The organism is Rhizobium sp. FG113 (genome assembly GCF_057809895.1).
On the sequence record NZ_JBMDKV010000003.1, the window covers coordinates 339,898 to 364,998 of the forward strand.

The 25,101-nt window shown below is 61.9% G+C and carries 26 protein-coding genes and 2 pseudogenes; 10 read left to right on the forward strand and 18 right to left on the reverse strand.

What is annotated here, in order from left to right; translation table 11 throughout:
- Window positions 1-16: 16 nt before the first annotated feature.
- From atzF to ACODTZ_RS11955, 10 genes are read right to left on the reverse strand one after another with little or no spacing between them, the layout of a single operon-like run.
- On the reverse strand, window positions 17-1,837 hold the full coding sequence (gene atzF, locus ACODTZ_RS11910) for an allophanate hydrolase (protein WP_489025927.1): 1,821 nt from the start codon (window positions 1,835-1,837) through the stop codon (window positions 17-19).
- Window positions 1,834-2,187, reverse strand: a complete 354-nt coding sequence (locus ACODTZ_RS11915) for a cupin domain-containing protein (RefSeq protein WP_489025928.1) — start codon at window positions 2,185-2,187, stop codon at window positions 1,834-1,836. The genes atzF and ACODTZ_RS11915 overlap by 4 nt, the downstream gene beginning before the upstream one ends.
- Entirely contained in the window at window positions 2,180-2,848 is a 669-nt protein-coding gene (locus tag ACODTZ_RS11920) for a cysteine hydrolase family protein (RefSeq protein ID WP_489025930.1), read from the reverse strand. Before ACODTZ_RS11920 ends, ACODTZ_RS11915 begins: the two co-directional genes overlap by 8 nt.
- Complete coding sequence (locus ACODTZ_RS11925; RefSeq protein WP_489025932.1) at window positions 2,848-4,398, reverse strand: ABC transporter ATP-binding protein; 1,551 nt, start codon at window positions 4,396-4,398, stop codon at window positions 2,848-2,850. The genes ACODTZ_RS11920 and ACODTZ_RS11925 overlap by 1 nt, the downstream gene beginning before the upstream one ends.
- A 1-nt stretch (window position 4,399) precedes the next feature.
- Window positions 4,400-5,452 carry a cyanuric acid amidohydrolase gene (gene atzD, locus ACODTZ_RS11930; protein WP_489025933.1) on the reverse strand — a complete coding sequence of 351 codons (1,053 nt, stop codon included), beginning with the start codon at window positions 5,450-5,452 and terminating at the stop codon, window positions 4,400-4,402.
- Window positions 5,452-6,153 carry a biuret amidohydrolase gene (biuH, locus tag ACODTZ_RS11935; protein WP_489025935.1) on the reverse strand — a complete coding sequence of 234 codons (702 nt, stop codon included), beginning with the start codon at window positions 6,151-6,153 and terminating at the stop codon, window positions 5,452-5,454. The genes atzD and biuH overlap by 1 nt, the downstream gene beginning before the upstream one ends.
- A gap of 12 nt (window positions 6,154-6,165) precedes the next feature.
- Window positions 6,166-7,182, reverse strand: coding sequence for a formamidase (locus ACODTZ_RS11940; protein ID WP_112979740.1), 1,017 nt, complete (start codon window positions 7,180-7,182; stop codon window positions 6,166-6,168).
- 42 nt (window positions 7,183-7,224) lie between these two features.
- The gene (locus ACODTZ_RS11945) at window positions 7,225-8,151 is read right to left on the reverse strand and encodes an ABC transporter permease (protein ID WP_489025937.1); all 927 of its coding nucleotides are present in this window, start codon (window positions 8,149-8,151) and stop codon (window positions 7,225-7,227) included.
- Window positions 8,151-9,290 carry an ABC transporter permease gene (locus ACODTZ_RS11950; RefSeq protein WP_489025939.1) on the reverse strand — a complete coding sequence of 380 codons (1,140 nt, stop codon included), beginning with the start codon at window positions 9,288-9,290 and terminating at the stop codon, window positions 8,151-8,153. Before ACODTZ_RS11950 ends, ACODTZ_RS11945 begins: the two co-directional genes overlap by 1 nt.
- 18 nt (window positions 9,291-9,308) lie before the next feature.
- A complete protein-coding gene (locus tag ACODTZ_RS11955) occupies window positions 9,309-10,433 on the reverse strand; it encodes a BMP family ABC transporter substrate-binding protein (RefSeq protein WP_489025941.1) in 1,125 nt (374 codons plus the stop codon).
- A gap of 298 nt (window positions 10,434-10,731) precedes the next feature.
- Between ACODTZ_RS11955 and ACODTZ_RS11960 the strand changes: the two genes are divergently transcribed.
- The 4 genes from ACODTZ_RS11960 to ACODTZ_RS11975 all read left to right on the forward strand — a co-directional run bounded on the left by ACODTZ_RS11960 (window position 10,732) and on the right by ACODTZ_RS11975 (window position 12,815).
- Window positions 10,732-11,436 carry a GntR family transcriptional regulator gene (locus tag ACODTZ_RS11960; protein ID WP_489025943.1) on the forward strand — a complete coding sequence of 235 codons (705 nt, stop codon included), beginning with the start codon at window positions 10,732-10,734 and terminating at the stop codon, window positions 11,434-11,436.
- Between the two features lie 55 nt (window positions 11,437-11,491).
- Complete coding sequence (locus tag ACODTZ_RS11965; RefSeq protein ID WP_489025945.1) at window positions 11,492-11,881, forward strand: RidA family protein; 390 nt, start codon at window positions 11,492-11,494, stop codon at window positions 11,879-11,881.
- Window positions 11,882-11,957: 76 nt separating this feature from the next.
- Window positions 11,958-12,182, forward strand: a complete 225-nt coding sequence (locus ACODTZ_RS11970) for a DUF2188 domain-containing protein (protein ID WP_081993036.1) — start codon at window positions 11,958-11,960, stop codon at window positions 12,180-12,182.
- 72 nt (window positions 12,183-12,254) lie between these two features.
- A complete protein-coding gene (locus ACODTZ_RS11975) occupies window positions 12,255-12,815 on the forward strand; it encodes a hypothetical protein (protein WP_489025947.1) in 561 nt (186 codons plus the stop codon).
- A 14-nt stretch (window positions 12,816-12,829) separates the two neighbouring features.
- On the opposite strand, the gene ACODTZ_RS11980 is transcribed toward ACODTZ_RS11975, so the two are convergent.
- The 6 genes from ACODTZ_RS11980 to ACODTZ_RS12005 form a co-directional block, all read right to left on the reverse strand.
- The gene (locus tag ACODTZ_RS11980; protein ID WP_489025949.1) at window positions 12,830-13,411 is read right to left on the reverse strand and encodes an NAD(P)H-dependent oxidoreductase; all 582 of its coding nucleotides are present in this window, start codon (window positions 13,409-13,411) and stop codon (window positions 12,830-12,832) included.
- Window positions 13,408-14,817 carry an FAD-binding oxidoreductase gene (locus tag ACODTZ_RS11985; RefSeq protein ID WP_489025950.1) on the reverse strand — a complete coding sequence of 470 codons (1,410 nt, stop codon included), beginning with the start codon at window positions 14,815-14,817 and terminating at the stop codon, window positions 13,408-13,410. The genes ACODTZ_RS11980 and ACODTZ_RS11985 overlap by 4 nt, the downstream gene beginning before the upstream one ends.
- Window position 14,818: 1 nt before the next feature.
- Window positions 14,819-16,132 (reverse strand): cytosine deaminase, encoded by a 1,314-nt coding sequence (locus tag ACODTZ_RS11990; protein ID WP_489025952.1) that lies wholly within the window; start codon window positions 16,130-16,132, stop codon window positions 14,819-14,821.
- Complete coding sequence (locus ACODTZ_RS11995; protein WP_489025953.1) at window positions 16,132-16,974, reverse strand: ABC transporter permease; 843 nt, start codon at window positions 16,972-16,974, stop codon at window positions 16,132-16,134. Before ACODTZ_RS11995 ends, ACODTZ_RS11990 begins: the two co-directional genes overlap by 1 nt.
- Window positions 16,974-17,804 carry an ABC transporter ATP-binding protein gene (locus ACODTZ_RS12000; protein ID WP_489025955.1) on the reverse strand — a complete coding sequence of 277 codons (831 nt, stop codon included), beginning with the start codon at window positions 17,802-17,804 and terminating at the stop codon, window positions 16,974-16,976. Before ACODTZ_RS12000 ends, ACODTZ_RS11995 begins: the two co-directional genes overlap by 1 nt.
- A 66-nt stretch (window positions 17,805-17,870) precedes the next feature.
- Entirely contained in the window at window positions 17,871-18,887 is a 1,017-nt protein-coding gene (locus ACODTZ_RS12005) for an ABC transporter substrate-binding protein (protein ID WP_489025957.1), read from the reverse strand.
- Window positions 18,888-19,070: 183 nt separating this feature from the next.
- Between ACODTZ_RS12005 and ACODTZ_RS12010 the strand changes: the two genes are divergently transcribed.
- Entirely contained in the window at window positions 19,071-20,021 is a 951-nt protein-coding gene (locus ACODTZ_RS12010; RefSeq protein WP_489025958.1) for a LysR family transcriptional regulator, read from the forward strand.
- Between the two features lie 24 nt (window positions 20,022-20,045).
- Here ACODTZ_RS12010 and ACODTZ_RS12015 read toward each other — a convergent pair whose 3' ends face one another.
- Window positions 20,046-20,843, reverse strand: a complete 798-nt coding sequence (locus tag ACODTZ_RS12015) for a creatininase family protein (RefSeq protein ID WP_489025960.1) — start codon at window positions 20,841-20,843, stop codon at window positions 20,046-20,048.
- A gap of 165 nt (window positions 20,844-21,008) precedes the next feature.
- A complete protein-coding gene (locus tag ACODTZ_RS12020) occupies window positions 21,009-21,305 on the reverse strand; it encodes a putative antibiotic biosynthesis monooxygenase (protein ID WP_489025962.1) in 297 nt (98 codons plus the stop codon).
- Between the two features lie 110 nt (window positions 21,306-21,415).
- On the opposite strand from ACODTZ_RS12020, the gene ACODTZ_RS12025 reads away from it, so the two are divergent.
- The 5 genes and pseudogenes from ACODTZ_RS12025 to ACODTZ_RS12045 all read left to right on the forward strand — a co-directional run bounded on the left by ACODTZ_RS12025 (window position 21,416) and on the right by ACODTZ_RS12045 (window position 25,043).
- Complete coding sequence (locus ACODTZ_RS12025) at window positions 21,416-22,036, forward strand: TetR/AcrR family transcriptional regulator (protein ID WP_489025964.1); 621 nt, start codon at window positions 21,416-21,418, stop codon at window positions 22,034-22,036.
- A 175-nt stretch (window positions 22,037-22,211) separates the two neighbouring features.
- Window positions 22,212-22,376: pseudogene (locus ACODTZ_RS12030) on the forward strand (helix-turn-helix domain-containing protein); the annotation flags it as partial.
- A 137-nt stretch (window positions 22,377-22,513) separates the two neighbouring features.
- Window positions 22,514-22,660 (forward strand): annotated as a pseudogene (locus ACODTZ_RS12035) (DUF4236 domain-containing protein); the annotation flags it as partial.
- A 63-nt stretch (window positions 22,661-22,723) separates the two neighbouring features.
- A complete protein-coding gene (locus ACODTZ_RS12040) occupies window positions 22,724-24,154 on the forward strand; it encodes an SH3 domain-containing protein (RefSeq protein ID WP_489026220.1) in 1,431 nt (476 codons plus the stop codon).
- Between the two features lie 109 nt (window positions 24,155-24,263).
- Entirely contained in the window at window positions 24,264-25,043 is a 780-nt protein-coding gene (locus ACODTZ_RS12045; protein ID WP_112983321.1) for an ABC transporter ATP-binding protein, read from the forward strand.
- Window positions 25,044-25,101: the final 58 nt, after the last annotated feature.

Consider the following 25,101-nt stretch of genomic DNA (forward strand, 5'->3'; position numbering starts at 1 on the left):
GCTCCAACGCGCGACATCATCGCGCGCCGCCGACCTTCTGCTGCGATCCCGCCTCGACATAGCTGCGCCAGCCGCCATAGCCTGTGATATCGGCAGCGCCGGAGATCGCCGCTGCCTCGACCAGAAAGCCCTTTACGTCGGTTTCGTCCGATAGCGAAATGCTGCCGATCCCGAGCGGTGAGGGGATCGCCGCCACGAAGCGACCAAAGGCATCCGGCGTCAACCGCCACACTTCCACATCGATCGCGCCGCCGGTGCCCGCTTCGACACGGATCAGCCCCGGCTTGGCGGGCACCTGGCCGACGAGCGCATAAAGGCGGTAGGCATCCATCGTCCGCGCTTCGCGCACGAAGCTTGCGTTGAGTTCGCGAAGCTGGCCGTTGAGCGGCATCCCCGAGAGATGCGCCCCGACCACGACGATGTCGATCCCCGGCTCATTCCCTAGATCCGGCTGCCCGGCACTCGGCAACGGCCAACCGGTCGCACCCAGCGTTAGGCCGGAGGCGCGATGAATGTCGCGCGCAAGCGACGCGGTCAGCCCATCCCGGCCGAAGGGTGCGAGCAGGGTAACGCTCGCCGGCAAGCCATCCGAGCGTTTGCCGGTGGGCACGGCGATGCCGCACATATCGAGCAGGTTGACGAAGTTGGTATAGGTGCCCAACCGCGAATTTTCGCGGATCGGCTCGGCGGCGAGATCGGCAAGCGTGTAGTGGCTTGGCGCCGTCGGCACGCAGAAGAGATCGACCGAGGCGATGACTGGTGAAAGCTTCTGCTTCATCGCCTGCAGCGCATAGAACCCGTTGAACGCATCCGCCGCCGTCAACGTCTTGGCCGCGCCGTAGATCTTGCGGGTGACCGGATGGAAGCTCGCTTCACGCGTATCGAAGAAATCCTTCACCGCCGCATAGCGCTCGGCAACCCAGGCGCCCTCGTAAAGCAGGTTGGCGACATCGTAGAAATCGCCGAATGGCACCTCGACGATCCGATGGCCGAGACCGCGAAGCATATCGAGCGCATCCTCATAGGATGCCGCCATGACGGTATCGCCGAAGAAGCGCAAATCCGCCTTCGCGGGAACGCCGATCGACAGCGTCGGCGGCAACCGTCCGTAACCTGTCGCCGGCACCGCGCGCGAATAGGCGTCGTCTCCATCCTCCCGCGCGGCGACGCTGAAGACGCGCCAGGCGTCATCGACGGAAAGCGCGAAAATCGACACGCAGTCCAGCGTCCGGCAGGCGGGAATGACGCCCGTGGTCGACAGCGCGCCGACGCTCGGCTTCAGCCCGACGATATTGTTGAGCCCGCCCGGAATGCGGCCGGATCCGGCGGTATCCGTCCCAAGCGCGAAACTGACGATCCCCTGCGCGGTGGCCACCGCTGAGCCGGAGCTCGATCCGCCCGGCACCAGCGTCGGATCGATCGCATTGCGCGGGATCGGATAGGGCGAGCGGACGCCGACGAGGCCTGTCGCGAACTGGTCGAGATTGGTCTTGCCTATCACAAGCGCCCCGGCTTCCCTCAAGAGCCGCACGACAGTCGCATCCTCGATCGCACCATAGGCATAATCGGGGCAAGCCGCCGTCGTCGGCATGCCGGCCACGTCGATATTGTCCTTCACGGCGAAGGGAATGCCCCAAAGCGGCTTTGCCACTGGATCAAACGTACCAAGCGCGGCTGCTTCTGCCAGCAGCGACTGGCGGTCGGCGAGATGAAGGAAGATACCGGGATCGTCGACCGCGGCGATCCGCGCGAACACCTGATCGATGATTTCGGCCACCGTGCCGCCGGCGGCATAGAAGGCGTGCAGCGAAGCGATATCGAACGCGGGAGTGCTCATGCCGCTTCCTCCTCGAGGATTTTCACCGGCCGATCCCACTGGATGAGCACCACGCAGCCCGTGTCGCTCCACACCGAATGCTCGGTCCCGATAGCATTGACCACATAGCTCCCCTTGCCATAGTCGCCCGCCTCGTCCGACTGGACGCCATCGAGCACCAGGATCGTCTCCAGTCCCTCATGCCGATGCCGGGGCACGGACGCGCCTGCTTCGTATTTCAACAGCGCCACACCTGGTTGGTCACCGTCGAAAGGCTTGATCCAGTGAATGGTCACGCCATCGCGAAACGGCCCGAAGTCCAAGTCCTTCCACCCACCCGATGTCAGCAGTTCGCGTGTTGTCTCAGGCATGGTTTATCGTCTCCAGTATGTCATCGATATCGGCCGTCCACCCGACGATCGCCCCTTGGGCGCGGATCATCGCAATGGCGGCCTCCTTGAATTCCGGAAAATAGCTCTCCGTCGCTTGCTCGCAGAGCAGGCATTCGTAACCGCGGTCGTTGGCCTCGCGCATTGTCGTCTGCACGCAGACCTCGGTCGTCACGCCCGCGAACACCAGCTGGGTGATGCCTTTCTCCTTCAGCACATCGCCGAGTTCGGTCGCGTAGAAGGCACCTTTGCCCGGCTTCTCGATGACGACTTCCCCATCGATGGCTGCCAGTTCCGGCAGGATCGCCGTGCCCGGCTCGCCCGCAATCAGGACCCGCCCCATCGGCCCTTCATCGCCGATCCGTAGGCTCGGCTTGCCCCGGTTGCGCTTGGCGACGGGCAGGTCCGAGAGGTCTGGCCTGTGGCATTCCATCGTGTGAATGACGGGCAGCCCGGCATCGCGAAAGCCCTGGATCAGCCGCTTGACATCAGGGACGATCCTGGTGATGCGCCCGACATCGTTGCCGAGACTGGCGCCGAAGCCGCCGGGCTCCGCGAAATCGCGCTGCATGTCGATGACGACGAGCGCGATCTCTTGCTTTCGGAGCGGGAAATCAAACGGTTGCGCCTTGATTTCAGCCATCAGTGATGCCCCGCCATATGCGCGCCGATCACGGAGATGTCGGCAGCCAGCGCCGGCGTCTCGTAGACCAGCTTGCCCTCGGAGATCACCATGATCCGGTCGGACATTTCAAGCAGTTCATCGAGATCCTCGGACAACAGCAACACGGCGGCACCGGAATTGCGCGCCCGCATGATCCGCGCCCGGATCTCCGCCACCGCCGAGAAATCGAGCCCAAAGCACGGGTTGGAGACAATCAGCAGATCGACCTCGCCGGTGAGCTCCCGCGCCAGCACCGCGCGTTGCACGTTGCCGCCCGACAGTGCCGCGATCGGCGAGGACGACGACGCGGTCTTCACCTTGAAATCCGCGATCAGGTCTGTGGCGCGCTTGCGCATCTTGCCCTTGCTGAGCCAGATCGCATCCTTGCCGTCGGCCTTCAGATCGAAAGTGCGGAAGGCGAGGTTTTCGCTGACCGTCATCTTCGGCGCGCAGGCGTTCTGCAGCGGCTCCTCGGGGATGAAGCGCACATTGTTGCGCCGCGTTTCCGGCCGCGTCGCGCCGTAGGCGTCGCCATTGACCTCAACCGTACCCGCATCGGTCGGCCGCTGGCCGGCGAGGATTTCGGTCAGCTCCTTCTGGCCGTTCCCCGAAATGCCGGCGATCCCGACGATCTCGCCGGATCGCACCATCAGGCTGTCGATCTCTATCGTCTTCAGCCCGGACCGATCCGGCGCCTTCACGTTCTCGACCTTGAGAACCGGCTTGGCCGCAGAAGACACCGGCACGCGCGTGTCGAGCTCAGCAAGCTTCACATCGCCGATCATCATCGCCGCCATGTCTGATGTCGAGAGCTCGCCGACTTTGCCTGATCCCACCAGCTTGCCGCGTCGAAGGATCGAGACGGCATCCGCGAACTTTGTGACCTCATGAAACTTGTGCGAGATCATCAGCACGGTCAGTTCACCGCGTTCGGTCATCCCGCGCACCAGTCCGAGCATCTCGTCGGCTTCGGCCGGCGTCAGCACCGAGGTCGGCTCATCGAGCACCAGGAAGGAGCGGCCGAGATAGAGCTGCTTGACGATCTCCAGCTTCTGCTTTTCACCGGCCGCGAGCTCGCTCACTGGCCTGTCGAGCGGGATCTTGAAGGGCATGCGCTCCATGAAGGCGGCAAGGTCCTTGCGCTCCCTGGCCCAGTTGATGACCGCGGGCACTGCGGCGCGGCTGATGACGAGGTTCTCCGCGCCCGTCAGCGACGGCACCAGCGTAAAGTGCTGATAGACCATGCCAAGCCCATAGGTCGCCGCATCCTTGGGGGAGGCAACCGCCACCTCGCGGCCATCCACCGAGAGCGAGCCCGAGGTCTGGTGGTAGAAACCCATGATGCATTTCACCAGCGTCGACTTGCCGGCGCCGTTTTCGCCGAGCAGCGCATGGAAGCTGCCGGCCGGGATGTCGACCGAGACATGGTCGAGCGCCGTAAAGCTGCCGAAGCGCATGGTCATGTCGAGGGTCTGGATGCCGACGGCCTTGCCGGCCTGCGGAAGAGGCGTGTCGCGGACTATGCTCACTTCAGGTCTCCTTTTCGACGATGATTGCCACGGGTCCGCCACCCGGCGGCCCCTGATGCTCGGCGCCACCCGAGACGTAGAGATCGGTCATCCCGAACACGCCAGCCAGCACGCCGCCGACGAAGGCGCGGGCATGGCGCGTGCCGGATATGTCTGAATCGCCGAGCATGGTGTGCCGGTTGCCGCGCACCTGGCCGCTCGGGTCTGGCTCCGCCTTGGCAAGCACCGCCGCAAGTCTGCCCTCGGGCAGCCGCGCATAGGCCGCTTTGACCGCCTGCACATCGATTGCGTCCTGCATCACGGCATGGTCGATCTGGAACGCACCGGACCACTGTGAGCTCATGCCGAGGACGACGATCTCGTGATCCAAAAGCTCCACTCCGGCGGATGCCGAAGCGCAGCGCGAATAGATCTCGTGTCGCGTGCCGATATCACCATCGGTGATCTCGTCCGCATCGATCTCGCCCAGCGCCACCGCGACGCCAAGCGCCGATGCGCCGCGCGAAAGCCCCATCGATTTCAGCGTGTCGCGCGTGGCGACCGTCTTGCCTGACGCTTCCACCATGGCGATCCGCTGCGTGGTAAGCAGCGGGCACTTGATCTGCACGAAATGCACGTCCGCCATATCCTCGATCCCGGCTTCCTGGATCGCGGCCTTCACGGCCTCGGCCACCATCAGCACCTGTGCACGGCGCCCGAGATCATGCGAGGGCAGGGCAGGTGTGCGGGCCGCCCCGATCGCCAGCGCCCGCGTCGCCGGCGCATCGGTCTCCTCGCGGGCAAACACCGTCCAGTGCGGCGACAGCGCCCCTTCGGTACCGCCGGACATGACGATCGACACGCCCTCGACGCCATGCCGGCGAAACAGCGCCTCGAAGCTCGTCGTCGCATAGCCGCGAGTGAAGTCGTTGACGCAGCCGTTGCCCTCGGTCTTCCCGAGGATGGCGACCACACTCTCCGGCTTCAGGCCGGCAGCAAACAGCGCCTCGACGCCGGAGACATCATCCGGCCCGTCGGCCGGCACGCGAAAGACTTGGGCACGCATCGATGGCATCAGACGAGCGCCTCGATCAGGGCCTTGGAGTTGGAGACCGAGCCGAACACGCCGCCCTGCATCTTCACCATGTGGATGGCGGCGAGATGGTTGTTATAGTCGGTAGCGCCGCAGCAATCCTCGAGCAACAGGCATTCGAAGCCGCGATCATTGGCCTCGCGCATGGTGGTGGAGACGCAGACGTCGGTGGTGATCCCCGTGAGAATGATATTCTCGATGCGCATCTGGTTGAGGATCAGTTCCAGATCCGTGGCGCAGAACGAGCCCTTGCCCGGCTTGTCGATAATCACCTCGCCGTCGAGGGGATAGAGCTCGGGAATGATGTCCCAGCCAGGCTCGCCGCGCACGAGGATGCGGCCGCAGGGCCCGGCGTCGCCGATGCCGGCGCCGATCCGCTGCGAGCGCCAACGCTTGTTGGCCGGCAGGTCGGCGAGATCAGGCCGGTGGCCTTCGCGGGTGTGGATGATGTGGTAGCCCTTGGCGCGCATCGCCGTCAGCACCGCCTTGATCGGCTCGATCGGCGCCTGCACCAGAGCCAGATCGTAACCCATGTGATCGACATAGCCGCCCTTGCCGCAGAAGTCGGTCTGCATGTCGATGATGATGAGCGCCGTGTTGTCGGGCCTCAACGCGCCGTTATAGGGCCAAGGGTAGGGATCGGCCTTGACGTAGTGCTCTTTTGCCTCGGTCATCATGTCCATCGTCCGTCTCCTCTATTCGCCCGCAAGCTTGAATGTTTCGCCATAGCGCCTCGCCGGCTTGTCGAAGCCGCAGGAAGTGCCGTCGGTGATCTTGATGTCCGCCTCCCAGGGCAGCTTGTACTGGCCCGCGATCAGGTCGTGCATGTAGCTGTAGGGCGCGTCGCCAGCGCCGCCCGCGACAGCGACATAGCCGCGATGGCCGAACTGGTAGATGTTGTTTTCCACGCCCCAGCCGAGTCGTGCCTCGCGCACCAGGTCCGGCCTGACTTCGGCGGTGATGATTTCGTTGACGCGGCCGGACGTTCCGTGGGCGATGATCGAGCCGTCGAAATTGCAGATCATGCCTTCGCCCATGCTGTCGAAGGTGCCGTCCGAGCCGCACATGCACACGCTCGCAGTAACCATGAGATTGCAGAAGGCGTTGGACTGGTTGGTGAACTTCCAGCTGTCGCGGATCGGCGCGGTATAGCCCGCCGTCCGGATCATGATCTCGGCGCCCTTGTAGGCGCACTCGCGCGCCATTTCGGGGAACATGCCGTCATGGCAGATGATCAGCGCCAGCTTGGCGCCCTTGGGGCCATCGATGACGGGAATGCCGAGATTGCCCGGCTCCCAAGGCTCGACCGGCACCCAGGGATGCATCTTGCGGTAATAGAGCTTCAGTTCGCCCGTGTCGTCGATGACGATGCCGGAATTATAGGGCATGCCGCCGGGGTTGAACTCCATGATCGAGAAGCAGCCCCAGATCCGGTTGTCCAGGCACGCCTTCTTGAACGCAGCGACCTCAGGCCCGTCCAGCCGGCACATGATCTCGGGGTTGATATCCATCGACAGCCCATGCAGCGCATATTCGGGGAACACGACGAGATCCATGCCGGGCTGGTTGCGCCGCGCCTTGGCCACGAGATCGACGATGACCTGCGTCTGCCGCGCCAGATCTTCCTTGGTGACCGTCACGGGGAGTTGCAACTGTACGAGGCCGATGCCGACGCCGTGTTCGGATTTGTTGAGGCCGCCGAGACCGTTCATGGCTAAATCCCTATTTCAAAACAGAATTACTGGGTGAGTGACTTATTTCGTGAGTGACAGGGCCCCCGGCGCACCCGCAAGCGAGCGGGTGGGCGAGGAGGTGGCGATCAGGATGGCGAGCGTCAGCACGTAGGGTGCCGCGTAAAACAGGTAGTACCCCTGCGTGACGCCGACCGATTGCAGGGCAGGGCCGAGCGCGCCGGCGCCGCCGAACAGCAGCGCGGCCAGGAAGCAACCGATCGGGTTCCAGCGCGCGAAGATGACGAGCGCCACCGCCATCAGGCCCTGGCCGGATGAGATGCCCTCGTTCCAAGAGCCCGGATAGTAGAGGGAGAGATAGGCCCCGCCGACCGCGGCCAGCGATCCGCCGGCAGCTGTGGCCAGCAAGCGAACACGATCCGGATCGATGCCCATGGCGCGCGCCGCATCGGTGCTGTCTCCGACGACGCGCAGGATGAGGCCGACGCGCGTATTCTTGAACGCCCACCACAGTGCCACCGCCAGCAGCGCGCCGATGACGAATAGCACATTGATGTTCAAGGCAGCCTGTACCTGCGGCAGGCTCGACCAGCCGCCGAGCGGGATCGAGGGCAGATGCGGCGCCACCGGCTTGATGAAGGGCTTGCCGAGGAAGAAGGCCATCCCCAGGCCGAACTGCATCATCGCGATGCCGATCGCGATGTCGTTGACCTTCGGCCACTTGCAGATCCAGCCGTGCACGAAGCCGAAGACAGCGCCTGCCGCCATTGCCGCCAGCACGCCGAGCCAGGCCGACCCGCTCATGACAGCAACGGCGTAGGCAATCATCGCGCCGAACACCAGCGTTCCCTCAAGTCCGATATTGATGCGCCCCGATCGTTCGGTGATCGTCTCACCGAGGCTGACGAAGATGAAGGGCGTGGAGACACGGATGGCGCCGGCCAAGATCGCCAGCGGTACACCCCATATGCCGATACCGGTCTCGTCCATCACGGGTTCCTCTTCCAAAGGTCGGGGTTGAAGATCTTGAAGCGGCCGTAGAGCGTCTCGAACAACAGGATGACGACGAAGAGCGTCCCCTGCAGCACCAGCACGGTCGCATCCGGCAGGCCCATGCGCCGCTGGATCAACCCGCCCGAGGCATCGATGCCGCCGAGAAGGATGGCCACGGGAATGATCGCCAGCGGATTGTGTCGTGCCAGGAAGGCGACGAGGATGCCGGTATAGCCGTAGCCGGCCGCGATCGAGGCATTGGCGCTGCCCTGGACGGCGGCGACCTCGATCATGCCCGCAAGCCCGGCGAAGCTGCCGGCAATCGCCGTGAAGCCGACGATCAACCGCCCCACCGGCAATCCCTGGATCTGCGCGGCGCGCACATTGCCGCCGGCGATGCGGGCGGCGAAGCCGTAGCTCGTCACCTCGATCAGGATCCAGGAGACAATGCAGGCAACGACACCGATCACCAGACCCCAGTGCACGTCCATGCCCGGTATCTTGCCCATCATGTACTCCGCTGGCAGCGGCGCGGTGGAGGGCTTGTTGAGGCTGGCTGGATCGCGCAGCGGCCCTTCGACGAACTGGTTCATCAGCGCGATCGCGATATAGGCAAGTAGCAGCGAGGAGATCGTCTCGTTCACTCCGCGATAATGCCGCAGGAAGCCTGAGAAACCGATCCAAAGACCGCCGACCACCATGGCCGCCGCCGCCATCAGAAGCAGCACCAGGATGGCGGGCAGGGTGCCGATGAAGGGAAGGGCGATTGCTGCCGCTGCAACGCCGCCAAGCACCACCGCTCCCTCGCCGCCGATGATGGTTAGGCCGAGCCGCGCCGGCAGCGCCACGCAGAGCGCCGTCAGAAGCAGCGGCGCGGAACGGCTGAGGCTGTTTTGCACCGAAAACCAGCTGCCGAAGCCGCCGGTATACATGAGCTGGAAAAGCACGGCCGGCGATTTGCCGACCGCCATGATGAAGAGCGAGAAAAGCGCCAGACCGACCAGGATCGCGCCGAGGCTGATGACGACGGGTTCCGCCCGGCGCGCCAGCCATGCCAGCAACGGCCCTAGGAAGGAGCGCGCCGGCGTATCGGAGATTGCAGGCGATAGGGATGGAGTGTTCGCCTCGATTGTCATGACGCTTCTCCCTCTGGCTTAAGCCGTGGATCCGACGACGCCCTCGACCAGATAGTCCATGCTCTCGAGCTCGATCGCGTCCTCGGCGAGCGCCTTGTCGGCCGCGACGATGACATTGCCCTTGTTGTCCTTCATCGGCCCCTTGAAGACCGAGAACTTGCCGCTCATGATCTCGGCATGGACTGCCTCGAACTTGGTCCGGGCCTCAGCCGAAACGGCCGGTCCGAGCGGGCTCATCTTGACGAAGCCGTCCTTCAGGCCGCCACGCACGAAATTGCCGAGCTTCTCTCCGGCCTGCGCCTTCTTGACGAAATCGGTGTAGACGTTGCCCCAGGCCCATTCCGCGCCAGTGAGGTACTTCTCGGGCGCCAGCGGGCTCTGGTTGGCGTGGTAGCCGCAGACGAAGGCGCCGCGACCGGCGGCGGTCTCGACCACGACCTTCGGGCTGTCCACATGGCAGGTGATGACGTCGGCGCCTTGGTCGACCAGCGCGTTGGTGGCTTCGGCTTCTTTCACTGCAAGCGACCATTCGCCGGTGAAGATTACTTGGCAGGTGATGGCGGGATCGACGGAACGTGCGCCGAGCAGGAAGGAGTTGATGTTCTGCAGCACCTGCGGGATCGGCTTGGCGGCGACGAAGCCGATCTTCTTGCTCTTCGAGGCGTAACCGGCCGCGATCCCGTTCAGATACTGACCCTGGCCGATATAGCCGAAATAGGAGCCGGTATTGATCGGGTTCTTGCCCTCCTGCCAGAGGCCGCCGCAATGGCGGAACTGGATGTCGGGATATTTCGCGGCCATGGCCAGCATGTGGGGGTCGAAATAGCCGAACGAGGTCGGGAAGAGCAGGGTCGCGCCATCGAGATTGATCATCGATTCCATCGTCTTCTGGACATCGACGGTTTCGGGAACATTCTCCTCTTCGACGACCGTGACGCCTTCGAGCGCTTTGACGGCCGCGGCACCTTCGGCGTGCGCCTGGTTATAGCCGTAGTCGTCCTTCGGGCCGACATAGATGAAGCCGACGGTGAGCGCGGTCTGCGCCATGGCGCGACCCGCCATCAGGCCCGGCGTCATCGCCAGCGCGCCGGCGGCGGAAGCCTGGAGGAAATGGCGGCGATTCATGGAAAGGAGCTTGGTCATTGCGATTCTCCCTGCGGCAAGGCCGCGTCAAACAAATGGTTGCGGGAAAAGTGCATGCAATGACCATGCCAGTTTTTAAGATGTTGTTATTGCGTGCATTTCAAAAGAGGGGAGGCGGCAGCGCGTAAACTGTATGCAGATTGCAATCTGGATGTGATTAAAAATGCATCCATGTGTGAAAAGTCATCGTATGTTCCTGATAATAACGGACAATTGCTGCACACCAACATTCAGATAAGTCCATAAGACGCTGCAAATATATAATTATTTGACTTTCTGTGTTTCGCCGTTCATCTGTATGCAATGTGAAATACAGAGTTTGGAAGTGAAGCAGATCAGGCGCAAACAGATCATACGCACAGGCACCACCGTCGAGCAGATGGTGCGCGCCATTGCGGACATGATCGTCACCGGCGTCATGCTTCCCGGCGAGCGGCTGGATGAACTCTCCCTCGCTGTCCGTTTCGACGTCTCCAGAACGCCGGTGCGCGAATCTTTGCGGGAACTGGGCGCCATGGGCCTTGTCGATCGCGAGCCCAACCGCAGCGCCGTGGTCGCCAATGTCACCGAAGCCTATCTCCACTCCATGTTCGAGGCGATGTCGGAGCTTGAAGCTATCTGCGCGCGGCTGGCCGCGGAGCGGATGACGGTGGACGAGCGCCATGCGCTCGAACTCGAACATCGCGCATCGGCCAGATTGGTTCACGCCAACGCCCGGGAAGACTACGCCGCCCACAACACGGAGTTCCATACCCGGCTCTATCGCGGCGCCCACAACGACCATATCTATGAAATGGTGACACAGACCCGGGCACGCCTGGCGCCGTTCCGCCGCGCGCAATTCCGGCTCCCCGGGCGCCTTGCGAAGTCCTATGACGAGCACGACGTCATCGTCACGGCGATCATGCGCGGCGACGCTGCCGCAGCCAGCCAAGCCGCCTTTTCGCATGTTGCCATCGTCAGCGATGCCAGTATTGTATTCGCGTCCGACAAGGCGGACTGATCCTCCCTTCGGACATCAGCAATGCACCATAAAGAATTGTGAAATATAGGTTTTCATGAAGAACGCGATCAATCCCCCATCTGTTCGCAAGCCCTTCGGCAACTACAATCACGGCCTTCTCGTGCCGCCAGGCGCCTCGCTGCTGGTCACATCAGGGCAGCTCGGCATCGCCGTTGACGACAGCATTCCGGAAGGCGTCACCGCCCAGGCGGAACTCTGCTTCAAAGCGATCGGCGCGATCCTGGAGGAGGCCGGCATGACCTATGCGGACGTAATCCGCATCTCCGGCTTCGTGACCCGCCGCGAGGACTTTCCGGCCTACATGGCGGTGCGCGACCGCTACACGCTCGACCCCAAGCCCGTGTCCACGCTGCTCGTCGTCGGCGGCTTTACGCGGGCGGAGTTTCTGGTCGAAGTCGAGGTGACGGCGGCGAAGGTAGTATAAAAATTTTCGGTCCATATTGGCTGCACCACAACCATCGATTACCTTAGATCTGTGGACTTGACGGAAGGAAGCCATCATGTCGAAAAAAGGTCAGCATGTCGTTCCTAATGGCGAGAAATGGAGTGTTCGAAAGGCTGGGGCATCCCGTGCTTCCGGCACTTACGACACCCAGCGGGAGGCTGTCGATAAGGCCCGCGAGATAGCGCGCAATCAGCAAACTGAGCTTTACATCCATGGCCGGGATGGACGTATTAGAGAGCGCAATTCCTACGGAAGCGATCCATTTCCGCCGAAAGGTTGAAGCTATATGGAGCCACCTTTTGACAAAAGCATATTTGTAAATTGCCCTTTTGATAAAGATTAGGAACCCATCTTGCAGGCCGTTATGTTCTGCATGGTCTACCTCGGATTTACACCCCGGCTGGCGACCGAACGCAATGATGGCGCAGAAAATCGACTGATCAAGATCCTGGGGCTAATCGAAGGTTCGAAATATTCGGTCCACGACCTCAGCCGATCTCAGGCAAAGATTGCCGGAGAGCACTATCGATTGAATATGCCCTTCGAACTCGGCATCGACTATGGCTGCCGGCAATACCTTGGTCAGGGTCGCGAACAGAAAAAGATCCTGATCCTGGAAGAGAAAAGGTACAGGCATCAGGTGTCGATCTCCGATCTTGCCGGTTGCGATATCGACATACACGATGGGGACTATCAGAAGGCCGTCAGGAAGGTTCGTAATTGGCTAGCGAGCGAAGCTGAGATCGATGCTCCTGGAGCGAAGAAGATCCTCGACGCATATGTCGACTTTCAGGAGTGGAACTACGAGCGGCAACTCGCCGCTGGCTTTGCGGAGGACGATATCCAGGACTATCCGACAAAGGAACTTCTTGGTTCGATGAGCCTGTGGGTCGAGCAGGGCAAGCCACTGTAAGCGGCGCAGCTTGACTAGAACCGCCCCATCGCCGTCCCGACCTTCCCCATGAACGCCGCCCTCGTTTCTTCCGTGCAGTTGTTCATGTCGTAGTGGGCGAGAAAGGTTACCGGGCGCACCGGGTTGATCTGCGCCCTCAGTACCCGCTTGATGATCTTCTTCGGCGGATTACCGGCGACGAAGGCGCGGAACGGGGTGGCTCCATAGGTCAGCACCGCGCCAAGCTTGCGGATGTGCCTGAGACGGGATTCCACTTTCCCGTCCACCAGTTCGAAGGACACGCCCGGCAGCCAGACGCGGTCGAAGTAGCCCTTGAGGATCGCCGGAAAGCCGAAGTTCCAGATCGGCGTGACGATAACCAACCCCTCCGCATGCTTCAGCCGCTCGACATGGTCTTTCACCAGCTCGGTATTCTCAGGATAGTCGTGATAGACCAGCCGGTCATGCCGCGACAGAACCGGATCGAATTCCTCGGCATAGAGGTCGCAGGCATCGACCTCATGGCCCGCTGCCTTCAGGCTCTCCAGCGTCTTTTGATAGAGCGCCTTGCCGTAGCTCGATTCCACCGGATGCGAGTGAAGGACGAGAACCCTCATGCGCTCTCCATGACCGAGGCCAGGCCCGGGAACAGATAGTTCTGGCCGGCGGAGAAATCGAAGTTGGGGTTCTCCCAGGCGATCATCTTGCCGGGGTTGAGCAGCCCCTTCGGATCGGTTTCATGCTTGAAGGCGAGCTGCACCTTGTCCGTCTGCTTCATGCCGCCTTCCTCGAGTGTATAGCGGTGCGGATTGAAGATCGGGCAGCCATGGTCCTGGTGGATCTTGATGATCTCCTCCAGCCGCTCCTCGGTCGTGTAGCGCACCAACGGCAGGCCGGAGCACTGGATCTGCCCGTCGAACTTGATGAACTCGAGATGGCCGGGCACCTCGTCGCCGAAAATCTCGACCATCTTGGCGACCTTCGCCACATGGTCGGGGCCGGGATACTGGACCTGCAGATAGGTGTACTCTGGATCGACCTTGAGCGCGCGCAGCGTCGTGTGGTTCCAGGCAAGCTCATAGGCATGCGGAATGCCCTTCATGCTCTCGACCTTGTCTGAACGGAAGATGATCTCGCCTTTCTGCGAGGCCGTGAACGCGGCGAAGGCATCGATCGAGTGCGGCGCCACCATCACCACCACGACCGACTGCCCTTCGCGGATATAGGGCTTGTGGCGGGTGAAGTAGCTGTAGGGGATGGGGGCGGCGATCGGAGCGATCTCCTTGGTCAGGATGCCGTTGCACTTCGCCAGCGCATCGGCGTAGCGCACGCCGTCCATGAATTGGTCATAGCCGACGAGCACGTCGACCCAGTCGTAGGCCGGCGCCAGCGGCATCTCGATCTCGGTGATGATGCCATTGGTGCCATAGGCGTGGCTGACCTTCTGCAGGTCCCAGCCCGTCAGCTCCAGCACGCGCGGCTCAGCCTCCATGGTCACCACCCGCAGCCGGATGATATTGCCGATATCGCGCAGACCGCCCCAGGTGATCGATCCGACACCACCGGAACCGCCGGCAATGAAACCGCCGATCGTCGCTGTCTGCGCCGTGGACGGATGGAAGCGCAGCTCCTGGCCGGAATGCGCCTTGGTCTGCTTGTCGAGCTGGGCGATGATGATCCCTGGCTCGCAGATGACACGACCCGGATGGATTTCCTTGATCTGGTCCATGGCGGCCAGATTGAGAACGATACCGCCCGAGAGCGGCATGGCCTGGCCGTAATTGCCGGTGCCGGCACCGCGCGGGGTGACGGGGACGCCGTGGGTAAACGCCACTTTCAGCGTCTGGATGACCTCGGCCTCGTTCTTCGGCGTGACCACCAGATCGGCGGTGACGCCGTCGAGCTGCGCCTTCAGCACGGGGGAGTACCAATAGAAGTCCCGGCTCTTCTGGCGCACCAGCGCCGGATTGTCCTCGATGGCGATGCCTTCGAGTTCCTGTTTGATCTTCTGGTAATCCGGCATGTCAGGCTCCAACGACGCTATCGAGTTCACGGTAATCCGGCAGGCTGTGGTCGATGACCTTGCCGCGGCGTAGCACCACGCGGTCGGCCTGCGGACGGGATAGAAATTCGCTCCAGCGCCGGGCGCTGAAAAGCACGAGATCGGCGGGCAGGCCGACGGCGATGCGCCCCATATCCGGGCGTCCGGCTATGTCGGCGGCTGATGTGGTCACCACGCGCGCGGCGCTGTCGAGCGGGTGATCGAGCTGCAGGATGCGCACCGCCTCGCGGAACACTTCGACGGGATCGAGATCGCCATAGGCATAGAAGGGATCACGCGTATTGTCGGAGGCGACGGCTGTCAGCACCCCGGCGGCATCGAGCTCCTTGAACAGCGTCACGCCACGCCAGCGCGGCGTCCTGTCGGGATAACGGTCCTGAAGGTACATGTTGCACATCGGTAGAGAAATGATTGAAATTCCTGCCTTTTGCACCAAGTCGATGGTGCGCTTGGCAAGCTCGTCGTCCTGCCGCGCGAGCGAGCAGCAATGGCCGGCCGTCACCTTGCCGGTGAAGCCGTTGCGCAGCACCGCCTCGGCGATCGCCTTCAGCGTCTCGGCACCAGGATCGTCGGTCTCGTCGACATGCAGATCGACATCGAGCCCATTGTCGGCGGCGGCCTTCAGCAGCGTGTCGAGCTGCCAGGTCAGATCCGCGCTCATCTTCGTCACGCCGCCGAGCAGGCAGCCGGTGTCGCAAACGATTTGGACGAGTTCGGCGAAATACGCCTCGTTGACCATGTCGTCCATTGGAAACAGGGCCGCCGCCTGCAGCGCGATCTTGTCCTTCCAGGCGTCGCGCACCTCGGCGAAGACCTCGAACGAGATGCGATGCTGCGGAGAGGGCGAATCCAGATGCGTGCGGATCAGGCTGGTGCCGTGCGCGTATGCCGAGCGCAGCGAAAACTCCATGCGCTTGCGCACATCCGCGGCATTCCAGTGCGTCGCACGGTCGATGCCCACGGAGGTCAGCGCGCCCGTGAAGGTACCATCAGGATTGCTGTTGCGCGCCCAGATATGGCCCTTGTCGAGATGCGTATGCACATCGGCGAAACATGGCCAGACCATGCCGTCGCGCATGTCCGATTTCGCAAGCTCCTGCGGCGCCGAGCCGGGCGGCAGGATCGCCGCAATCAACCCGTCCTCGATGACGAGATCGGCCTTCACCAGCCCCTCGGCTGAGACACCCTCGTAGCCCGCGACGGCGATATCCGGCAGTGTCGCGTGGCTGAGCACGAAGCGCGCGGAATTGGGCGGCGACATGAAGGAAGAGGTCATCAGTTTTCCCGCTTCAGGCTGCTCTCATGCCAGCGATGCAGGCTGAGCCAGGAGATGAATGAGGTGATCGCGAAGATCGCCACGCCGAGCAGCGACAGCATCAGCAGGGCGGCGAAGAGGCGAGGGATGTTCATGCGGTATTGCGCTTCGAGCAGACGGAAGGCCAGACCCGATCCGGCGCCTGCCGAGCCCGCAGCGAACTCCGCGACGACGGCTGCGATCAGCGCCAGTCCGCCGCCGATCCTGAGGCCCGTCATGAAATAGGGCTGTGCGGCCGGCAGCTTCAGATAGAGCAGCGTCTGCCAGCGCGAGGCGCCGTAAAGCTCGAAGAGGTTGATCAGGTTGTGATCGACGCTCTTCAGGCCCTGTACCATGTTCGACAGGATCGGAAAGAAGGCGACGAGAAAGGCGCAGATCAAGAGCGCCACCTGCGTCGACGGTGCATAGATCAGGATCAGCGGCGAGATCGCCACCACAGGCGTCACCTGCAGGATAACCGCCAGCGGATAAAACGCGATCTCGATCCAGCGTGACTGCACGAGAAAGACAGCAAAGCCAACGCCGCCGATCAGCGCCAGGATCAGCGACATGAAGGTGATCTTGGTGGTAACCCAAAGGGCAGGGGCGAGTGTGCCCCAATCGCTGATGAAGGCGTTGGCCACGGCCGCCGGGCCCGGCAGGATATAGGGCGGCACGCCCGACAGCTTGACATAGAGCCACCAGATCACGACCAGCGCCGCAACCGTCAGCACCGGAACGAGAATCCGCAGCGCCAGATCGCGGCGGCGCGCGTTGATCGGTTTGGCAACCTCGATGGCGGGTGTCTCGGCGATATCGGCCATCAGTGGCCCTCCTTCGCGGCGTTGATCGCGCCGATCAGCGAGTGCGAGACCGTCTCGCAAGCCTGGCGGTATTCCTCGGAGGTGCGGTAGTGCGCGTCGCGCTCAAGACTGGTGACGAGCGGCAGATCGGCATGCACCCGTCCCGGCCGCGCCTTCATGACGACGATGCGGTTCGAGAGGTAGGCGGATTCGAACACCGAATGCGTGACGAAGATCACCGTGATGCCGGTCTCCTTCCAGAGCCGCAGCACGTCGTCGTTGAGTTTCTGCCGGGTGATTTCGTCGAGCGCCGCGAATGGCTCATCCATCAGGAGCAGCTTCGGCTTGGTCACCAACGCGCGTGCGATCGACACGCGCATCTTCATGCCGCCCGAGAGTTCACGCGGATAGGCTTCGGCGAAATCCTGCAGCCCGACCGTCGCAAGCACCGCCATGATTTCCGCGCGCGCCGCAGCTTTCGATACACCGCGCAGCTTCAACGGCAGGTGCACATTGTCGAACACGTTCTTCCAGGGCATCAGCGTCGGCTCCTGGAACACGAAGCTGATATCGCCCTCCGGCAGGCCGCGCGAGTTGATGCGCGAGCTCGGCCAGTCGATCGTCCCCGATGACACGTCGCCGAGCCCGGCCATGATCCGCAGCGCCGTCGATTTCCCGCAACCGGATGGTCCAAGCAGGCTGATGAACTCGCCGCTCTCGACCGTCAGCGTCATGCCGGAAAGCGCGACAGTGCCGCTGGAAAAGACCTTTGAGACCTGCTTCATCGCAACGAGCGGCCGCCTGCGCGCTTCGGCTGGTGTCGCTGACGGGTTGGGCTGCGATGAAGTCATGAGGTCCGTTCGTTTCCTGGGTATGCCATGGGCCTCCTCTCCAAACAGGAGAGGAGGAAGCCCGACTTACTTCTTCAACGCCATGCCCACGCCCTTGCAGACGTATTTGGTCGTGAACGCCTTGGTGTAATCCGTGTCTGCCTTCAGCACCTTGATGCCGACCATCTCGTCGAAGAACTTCTTGTAGTGCGCGTCGGTCATGCAGCCGATGCCCTTGTCCAGAGCTTCGCCGGATTCGACGATCCCGTATTCCTTCATCTTGGCGATGGAGTACGCGATCTGACCATCGGTCATCTCGGGATTGTCTTTCTTGATCAGCTCGTTGGCCTTGGCGTTGTCGCCATAGAGATAGTTGTACCAGCCCTCGATCGAGGCGTCGACGAAGCGCTGCACCACGTCGGACTTGCCGTCGATCATCGCCTGCGTCGTGGTGATCGCCGTGGAGTAGGGGCTGTAGCCATTGTCGGCGAGCAAGAAGACCTTCGGTTCCCAGCCGGTCTGCTTCTGGATCTCGTAGGGCTCGGATGTCAAATAGCCCTGCTGCGCCGAGGACTTGTCGGCGATGAAGGGGCCGGGGTTGAAGTTATACGGCTTGTACTGCTCGTCCTTGAAGCCGGAATAGTTGGCCTTCATCCACTCGAAGAAGGTGAGGTAGCCATCCTTGCCGAGAAACAGCGTGTTGAGTTTCGCCAGATCTTCGAACTTCTCGACGCCGGCATCCGGATGCGCGATCAGCACCTGCGGGTCCTTCTGGAAGATCGCCGCGACATCGACCAGCGGAATACCCTGCTCGACGGCCGCCAGTTCACCCTGCGAACTGCCCATGTAGAAGTCGATCTTGCCGGAGATCAGAAGCGCCGAGTTGGCCGCGTTCGGGCCACCCTGAACGATTGTCACATCGAGACCATGCTTGGCGTAAGTGCCGTCCGCGACCGCCTGGTAGAAGCCGCCATGTTCGGCCTGCGCCAGCCAGTTGGTGCCATAGCTCACCGTGTCGAGCGCGTAGGAGGGAGCAGCCGCGCAAAGCGCCGTCCCGAGACCGAGCAGCGTCGTAAAAGCCATCGTCTTCAATGCATTGGACATGTCAGCCATTCCCCTTTGAGGCCAAGGAGCCTCTTCGACAGCGCTCCATTTCTTTCATTTGAGCGATTGCTTTGCTGTTTGAAAAGCATCAAAATTCGTGCGCAACGATGCCTTTTTGGCATCTCACAACGCGCCTGTTTCTAATTTGTGCGCGACGCTTAAAATAGATGCACCGAGGGTCGAATGCTGCACTCCAGAAAGCTTCAATACATCGACGAGATCGCCCGCTCCGGTTCGATCCGCAAGGCCGCTGCCCGCCTAAACGTCGCATCCTCGGCCATCAACCGGCAGATCCTGGCGCTCGAGGAGGAAATCGGAGCGCCGCTTTTCGAGCGCCTGCCGCGCGGGCTGAGACTGACGGCCGCAGGCGAGCTGTGCATCGAGCATATCCGCGAGGTACTGAAAAATTACGATCGCCTGGAAGGTCGCATCCGCAGCCTGAAGATGCAACAGGCCGGCAAGGTGCGGCTGGTGACGACGGTGGGTCTCGCGTCCGGCCCGCTTGCCGAAATCATCACCCGCTTCCAGACCGAGCATCCACGCGTCTATTTTCAGATCAGAAACGACGCCGGCACGACCACGGTCAATCCGGTGCTTTCAGGCGAGGTCGACATCGGCCTCGGCTTCAACATTCCGGCCACACCTGGCATTCGCTCGCTCGGCAGCTTTGACATCCCGATCGGCATTGTCCTGCCACCAGGCCACAGGCTGATCGGTGACGGACCGATCAATCTTGGCGATGTCGTTCAGGAGCGGCTGCTGCTGGCGCAACAGGGCACCAGTCTGCGCGATGTCATCAATCTGGCGCTGGCGCGGCTCGATGTGTCTGTCGAACCGGCGCTTGAGAGCAACGCCTCGGAAATGCTGAAGAAACTGGTGAAATGCGGGGCAGGGCTGACCATGCTCAACCCGCTCGACGTGGTAACCGAATGCCGTGCCGGCGAACTCGTGTTCCGCCCGATCGCCGAGCCGCATGCCCGCCATCAGCCGATGAAGCTCTTCGCCCGCGCCCGCGCGCCGCTGGATGCCGCGACCAGCCTGTTCGTCGAATACCTGCTGGCCGAGCTTGCCGGCCTCGTTCACGAGCTGCAGGACAAGGGCCATATTGCGCCCGACAGATCAGCGGGCGCGTGACGACAGGTCCGGCCGGGCTGCAGCCTATTTGCTGTAGAGATTGGAGAGCGGATAGCGCTTGAGGTCCTCAAGCATCTCGACGAAGCCCTTGACCTGATGCCGGCAGATCGCCTCGCCCTTTTCCGCGGTGCCGCGCGATGCATCGCCGACCACGCCGTTCGGATTGAGATCATGGGCGATCCAGGCAAGCGAATGCGGCGGCAGCGGTTGGATGAACTTCGACTGTTCGCGCATCCATTCGGCCTTCGAGGTGAAGTTCTCGGCCTTGTCCATCCGCACCAGATCCGGCCGGAAATGCAGCATCAGTGAGGTCTCGACCTCGCCGCCGTGAATGCCGTAGCGCGTCTCATGCTCGCTGATCATTCCCTCGGGATGGCCGAAGCGGCCCCATTGCGTGGAGACCACGGCCATCTGGTAGCGCACTCTAAGCTCGCGCGCGACGATGCTCATGATATCGACATTGCCGCCATGCGAATTGACGATCACCATCTTGCGCAGACCGGCCTCCGCCACCTTCGCGCCGATCGCGGTCCAGACGGGAATAAGCAACTCGGCGCTGAGAGACAGCGTGCCCGGGCCATAGACATGCTCGTTGGCCTTGCCGATCTCCTGCGTCGGCAACACCAATATGTCGAGATCGTCGGGCCGCTGGCGGCGCAGTTCCTGCAGCATGCCGTTGGCGATGGCGACATCGGTCGCAACAGGCAGATGCGGCCCATGCTGCTCGGTCGAAGCGATCGGCAGGATGGCGATCGTGGTGTCGGCGGAGAGCCCGGCAAAATCGTAGGTGTTGAGCTCGTTCCAGTAGAATGGGGTTGCCATCGCCGTGTCCTCTTCGATCTGATGGACATTGACTAGGCCTTAAGCCGGCATGCGAAAAGCATCAATTTGCGTTCGTGCCGCTGCCTTTTTGCGAGAGATATGCGCGACCGGGACGGAGGAGGGGGCGCCACAGCGCAGATGCCGGGCAGGGCGCCCGCCCCGCTTCTACCGCTCGGGACGCGGCATGCGCAGTACATACCAGCCGAAATGCCGCTGGATGGTCGGCGTCACCAGAAACACGATCAGCGACACCATGACGGGCGTGATGACGAGCGTGCGGTGCCACGTCTCCCAGCTGCTGGTGAGCGGCATCAGAATATAGAGAAGCGCCGTAATCAGCGGATAGACGGCGATGATCAGCAGGAAGGACAGGCGAAACCGGCACGGCTTCGGCAGCCGGTGCGGCGGCGTCTTGCCCGCATCGCCCGAAGATGCGGCGGTATCATTATTGTCGGCGCTCATGGTTTTCCCCTCTTATGAGAACGCATCGTTTCGATAAGACCATAACGAAACGATACGTTTCATTCAAGTCTGCGTTGTGCTACGAAAGAGAGGAATAACGGAGGAGTTTCATGACATCGACACTGACGCCCGAGCGACGCACCTCGATCGGCGCGCAGCGCAATCCGGCCAGCCAGGAGGCGATCCTGAAGGCGGCCGCCGATATTCTGCGTGAGACGGGATTGAACGGCTTCTCCATCGAGGCCGTCGCCAGGCGCGCGCACGCCGGAAAGCCGACGATCTATCGCTGGTGGTCATCGCGCGCGGCACTTCTGCTCGACGTCTATCACGATCAGAAGCGCGTCGAGCCGGTTCCGGATACAGGATCGATCGACGGCGACCTGTTCGCCTTCGTCACCGCGCTCTTCGATTACTGGCGCGACAGCGAAGCTGGCTCGATCTTCCGCTTCGTCATCGCCGAAGCCCAAAGCGACGCCACGACATCCGCTGCGCTCAGAACCTATATGGCCGAACGCATCGACCAGACCGCCGAACTCGTGCGCCGCGCGAAGCGCCGAGGCGAGATCAATGCCGACGTCGATCCGGAACTCACCATCGAACTCCTGGCCGGCTTCGCCTGGAGCCGCTTGCTGACCGGCCGGCTGGACGTCGATCCTGAGCAGCTCCACAAACTCATTGGCCAGATGATCAGGGGATTGCGCAGCGGCGGTGATCGAGGTGGGGAGCGATGAGGTAAGCAGCGGGCGGCTTGCTGAGCATTTGGAGTCAGTAGTTTTACGCATCAGTGTACATCTGATTGTTCCATAATCTATCTTATGCGATAATTATCTGTAGCCGGGGTGGGTTCAAGAATGAAGTGCGACTTGCGAATGATACCAATGGGTTGTCACTCGCAAGGAAGCTGCAATGAAACGCACCTACTCCCACATCGACATGGATGAACGGCGTAAGATCGCCCGCTGGCGCATGGCGGGCCTGACTGTTGACATCATTGCCGAGAAGCTTGGGCGCCATCGCTCAACGATCTTCCGGGAGATCAGCTGCGGTACGCCTAGCAATCACGAAGTGCCTGCGACAATTGCTACGGCAACTCGTTGCTGCCAGCACTGCATCCTTCGTATTGATATGCCCGCCTGAATTGCATCGCGCCAAAGGCAGTTGTAAGTGTCTCTGACCCGGAGGTGGTTCCGGCTTTGAGGAGCGCAGCTGTGGGGTTCTATATTCGCAAGTCGGTATCGGCAGGCCCTTTCCGGTTCAACTTCTCGAAAAGCGGCGTCGGCGTTTCGGTGGGTGTTAGAGGTCTCAGGCTCGGCACTGGACCGCGCGGCCACTACGTCCACGCGGGAACGGGAGGCCTCTATTACAGAGCGTCACTAGGAAACGCTGGCCGGAAGAAGCCCGTAGGTACTCCGCCTCCGGTGGCACTGACGCAGGAATACTTTGTCGAGCAAAATGACGTCGCAATGGTCGACGTGGAGTCCGGCGACGTGATGCTGATGCGTGACGAGTCGTTCACCGAGTTGCTCGACGAGATCAATGCGAAAAGTCAACAGGCTAGATTAGCTGTCGTTCTTTGCTGGGTCGGCATTGTAGCCGGTACTATCGCGGGTCTCGTGACGGGCGGTCCAGGAATTGTTGTCGGGGCGATCGCACTTCCTCTCTGGGCGGTCGGCGCCTGGTTCGATTCCTATCGCCGGAGTTCCGTACTTTTCTACGATCTCGAAGGTGACGCGGAAACGGCCTACACCAAGCTTGCGCAAGGGTTCGATGCGCTGCGTAGCTGCGCCGGAAAGTGGCACGTGGAAGTTGGCGGGGCGATAACGAACCTCACGGCCTGGAAGCGAAACGCTGGTGCGTCTCATCTTGTCAAAAAGAGGCCCACGACGCTCGCCTACTCCCTGCCCTCTGTCATCAAAAGTAATCTGACGCCGCCTGCGCTCAACGTGGGAAAGCAGGTCATGTACTTCCTCCCAGATGTGGTGCTGATGCAGGAAGGGAGCCGTATCGGCGCAATCACATATCGGGACCTAGAACTCCGTTGGCAGGATTCGCGGTTCATCGAAGACGGACCGGTCCCCAGCGACGCTCGTATCGTCGATCACACGTGGAAACATCCCAACAAAAGCGGAGGGCCAGACCGACGCTTCAAGGATAATAAACAGATTCCCATATGTCTCTATGAGGTAATTCATTTCCGCAGCGATAGCGGGGTGAACGAACTCCTGGAGTTTTCCCGCACCGGCAATGCCGCCGCCTTTGGAGCCGCGTGCGAGCTTCTTGCACGCTTACCCACGGAGAGAAAGGCGACGGCGGAACAGATTGCTTTGCCGCCCCCTGACGTCGCTTCTTCGCCCTCGGTCGTGGAGCGTCGGCGCCGATCGCCTGTGTTGCTTACCCTGTTTGGCATTGTAGTTTTCACGGGGCTGTTGGTACTGGGGACATCTATCCTGGGTTCGAGATACTCAGCGACTACCGATAGCGATGACGCAGTTGCTGCCCCTGTCAGTGAAAATCTCACGTCGATTGCACCAAGCCTACAGACCAGTGGAGAGGCGAGCAAATCAGGTATAGCAATTGCCGCGGAACCACCGGAGTTGGGCGCTGAGAAACCAGTTGCTGTCCAGGCGGCCGACAGTGCCGCCGCATCGAAGTCAGCCTCAACGCCCGCCCCTGCCAGCATGACGCGATATGGTGTGAACCTCAGAGAAGGTCCAGGAAAGACCTACCGCGTGCTGACGACACTGAAGAAAGAAACCGCAGTGACGCAGTTGGAGACGAGCGGAAGTTGGACGAAGATTAGAGTGGATGAGCAAACCACGGGTTGGCTGATAACGGATGCAATCCGATAATCGCCCTATTCCCATCACCACATAAGTTGACATCCCCAGTGAACTTTTGCACTTACGTCCAGGCGATCCGGATGTCCGGCGCCATACGTACGTAGCCGGAGATGCCATCATGCCCGCCGAATTCCTCACCCTGTCGCAGATCCACTACGAGGCCAGCAAGAAGCATATTCTGCGCGGTGTCGATCTGACGCTTGAGGCCGGCCGCGTCTATGGGCTTGTCGGGCCGAATGGTTCCGGCAAGAGCTCGCTCCTGAAGACCATCGCCCGCCAGGTCGATCCCACCTCGGGCGCCGTTGCGCTTCAGGGGAAGCCGGCGGCAAGCTGGGGCGGGCGCGCTTTTGCCCGCGAGATCGCCTACATGCCACAGTTCACCCCCGCCACCGATGGCATGACGGTGCGCGAGCTTGTCGCGCTTGGCCGTTTTCCGTGGCACGGCACGCTCGGACGCTTCACGCAGGCCGATCGCGATCTGGTTGAGGATGCTATCCGGCGGACCGATCTCGAGCGCTTCGCCGATAGTCTTGTCGCCAACATGTCGGGTGGCGAGCGCCAGCGCGCCTGGATCGCCATGATGCTGGCGCAGAACGCCAGTTGCCTGCTGCTCGACGAACCGACCTCCGCGCTCGACCTCGCCCACCAGGCGGGCGTCTTGTCGCTGCTGCGCGAGCTGAGCCACGAGCGGGGCCTGACGATCGTCGTCGTCCTCCACGACATCAATCTCGCAGCGCGCTACTGCGACGAGCTGGTAGCGCTGAATGACGGCAGGATTTCGGCGCGCGGCAAGCCTGCCGAGATCGTCCAGTCGGATGTGCTGAAGTCGGTCTTCGGCGTCGAAATGGGCGTCTTCCCGCACCCTGTTAGCAACGAGCCGGTCAGCTATCTGCTCTAGCGTCATGACGTGCTCGGCCGGCTGCCCTTGCAACAACATAGCCGGCCAAGCATCGGAT

Excerpts from the sequence above, each read along its gene's own strand:
- atzF (WP_489025927.1), bottom strand. The coding sequence starts at position 1,837 with ATGAGCACTCCCGCGTTCGATATCGCTTCGCTGCACGCCTTCTATGCC.
- ACODTZ_RS11915 (WP_489025928.1), bottom strand. The coding sequence starts at position 2,187 with ATGCCTGAGACAACACGCGAACTGCTGACATCGGGTGGGTGGAAGGAC.
- ACODTZ_RS11920 (WP_489025930.1), bottom strand. The coding sequence starts at position 2,848 with ATGGCTGAAATCAAGGCGCAACCGTTTGATTTCCCGCTCCGAAAGCAA.
- atzD (WP_489025933.1), bottom strand. The coding sequence starts at position 5,452 with ATGCCATCGATGCGTGCCCAAGTCTTTCGCGTGCCGGCCGACGGGCCG.
- biuH (WP_489025935.1), bottom strand. The coding sequence starts at position 6,153 with ATGGACATGATGACCGAGGCAAAAGAGCACTACGTCAAGGCCGATCCC.
- ACODTZ_RS11940 (WP_112979740.1), bottom strand. The coding sequence starts at position 7,182 with ATGAACGGTCTCGGCGGCCTCAACAAATCCGAACACGGCGTCGGCATC.
- ACODTZ_RS11945 (WP_489025937.1), bottom strand. The coding sequence starts at position 8,151 with ATGGACGAGACCGGTATCGGCATATGGGGTGTACCGCTGGCGATCTTG.
- ACODTZ_RS11950 (WP_489025939.1), bottom strand. The coding sequence starts at position 9,290 with ATGACAATCGAGGCGAACACTCCATCCCTATCGCCTGCAATCTCCGAT.
- ACODTZ_RS11955 (WP_489025941.1), bottom strand. The coding sequence starts at position 10,433 with ATGACCAAGCTCCTTTCCATGAATCGCCGCCATTTCCTCCAGGCTTCC.
- ACODTZ_RS11960 (WP_489025943.1), top strand. The coding sequence starts at position 10,732 with ATGCAATGTGAAATACAGAGTTTGGAAGTGAAGCAGATCAGGCGCAAA.
- ACODTZ_RS11965 (WP_489025945.1), top strand. The coding sequence starts at position 11,492 with ATGAAGAACGCGATCAATCCCCCATCTGTTCGCAAGCCCTTCGGCAAC.
- ACODTZ_RS11970 (WP_081993036.1), top strand. The coding sequence starts at position 11,958 with ATGTCGAAAAAAGGTCAGCATGTCGTTCCTAATGGCGAGAAATGGAGT.
- ACODTZ_RS11980 (WP_489025949.1), bottom strand. The coding sequence starts at position 13,411 with ATGAGGGTTCTCGTCCTTCACTCGCATCCGGTGGAATCGAGCTACGGC.
- ACODTZ_RS11985 (WP_489025950.1), bottom strand. The coding sequence starts at position 14,817 with ATGCCGGATTACCAGAAGATCAAACAGGAACTCGAAGGCATCGCCATC.
- ACODTZ_RS11990 (WP_489025952.1), bottom strand. The coding sequence starts at position 16,132 with ATGACCTCTTCCTTCATGTCGCCGCCCAATTCCGCGCGCTTCGTGCTC.
- ACODTZ_RS11995 (WP_489025953.1), bottom strand. The coding sequence starts at position 16,974 with ATGGCCGATATCGCCGAGACACCCGCCATCGAGGTTGCCAAACCGATC.
- ACODTZ_RS12000 (WP_489025955.1), bottom strand. The coding sequence starts at position 17,804 with ATGACTTCATCGCAGCCCAACCCGTCAGCGACACCAGCCGAAGCGCGC.
- ACODTZ_RS12005 (WP_489025957.1), bottom strand. The coding sequence starts at position 18,887 with ATGTCCAATGCATTGAAGACGATGGCTTTTACGACGCTGCTCGGTCTC.
- ACODTZ_RS12010 (WP_489025958.1), top strand. The coding sequence starts at position 19,071 with ATGCTGCACTCCAGAAAGCTTCAATACATCGACGAGATCGCCCGCTCC.
- ACODTZ_RS12015 (WP_489025960.1), bottom strand. The coding sequence starts at position 20,843 with ATGGCAACCCCATTCTACTGGAACGAGCTCAACACCTACGATTTTGCC.
- ACODTZ_RS12020 (WP_489025962.1), bottom strand. The coding sequence starts at position 21,305 with ATGAGCGCCGACAATAATGATACCGCCGCATCTTCGGGCGATGCGGGC.
- ACODTZ_RS12025 (WP_489025964.1), top strand. The coding sequence starts at position 21,416 with ATGACATCGACACTGACGCCCGAGCGACGCACCTCGATCGGCGCGCAG.
- ACODTZ_RS12045 (WP_112983321.1), top strand. The coding sequence starts at position 24,264 with ATGCCCGCCGAATTCCTCACCCTGTCGCAGATCCACTACGAGGCCAGC.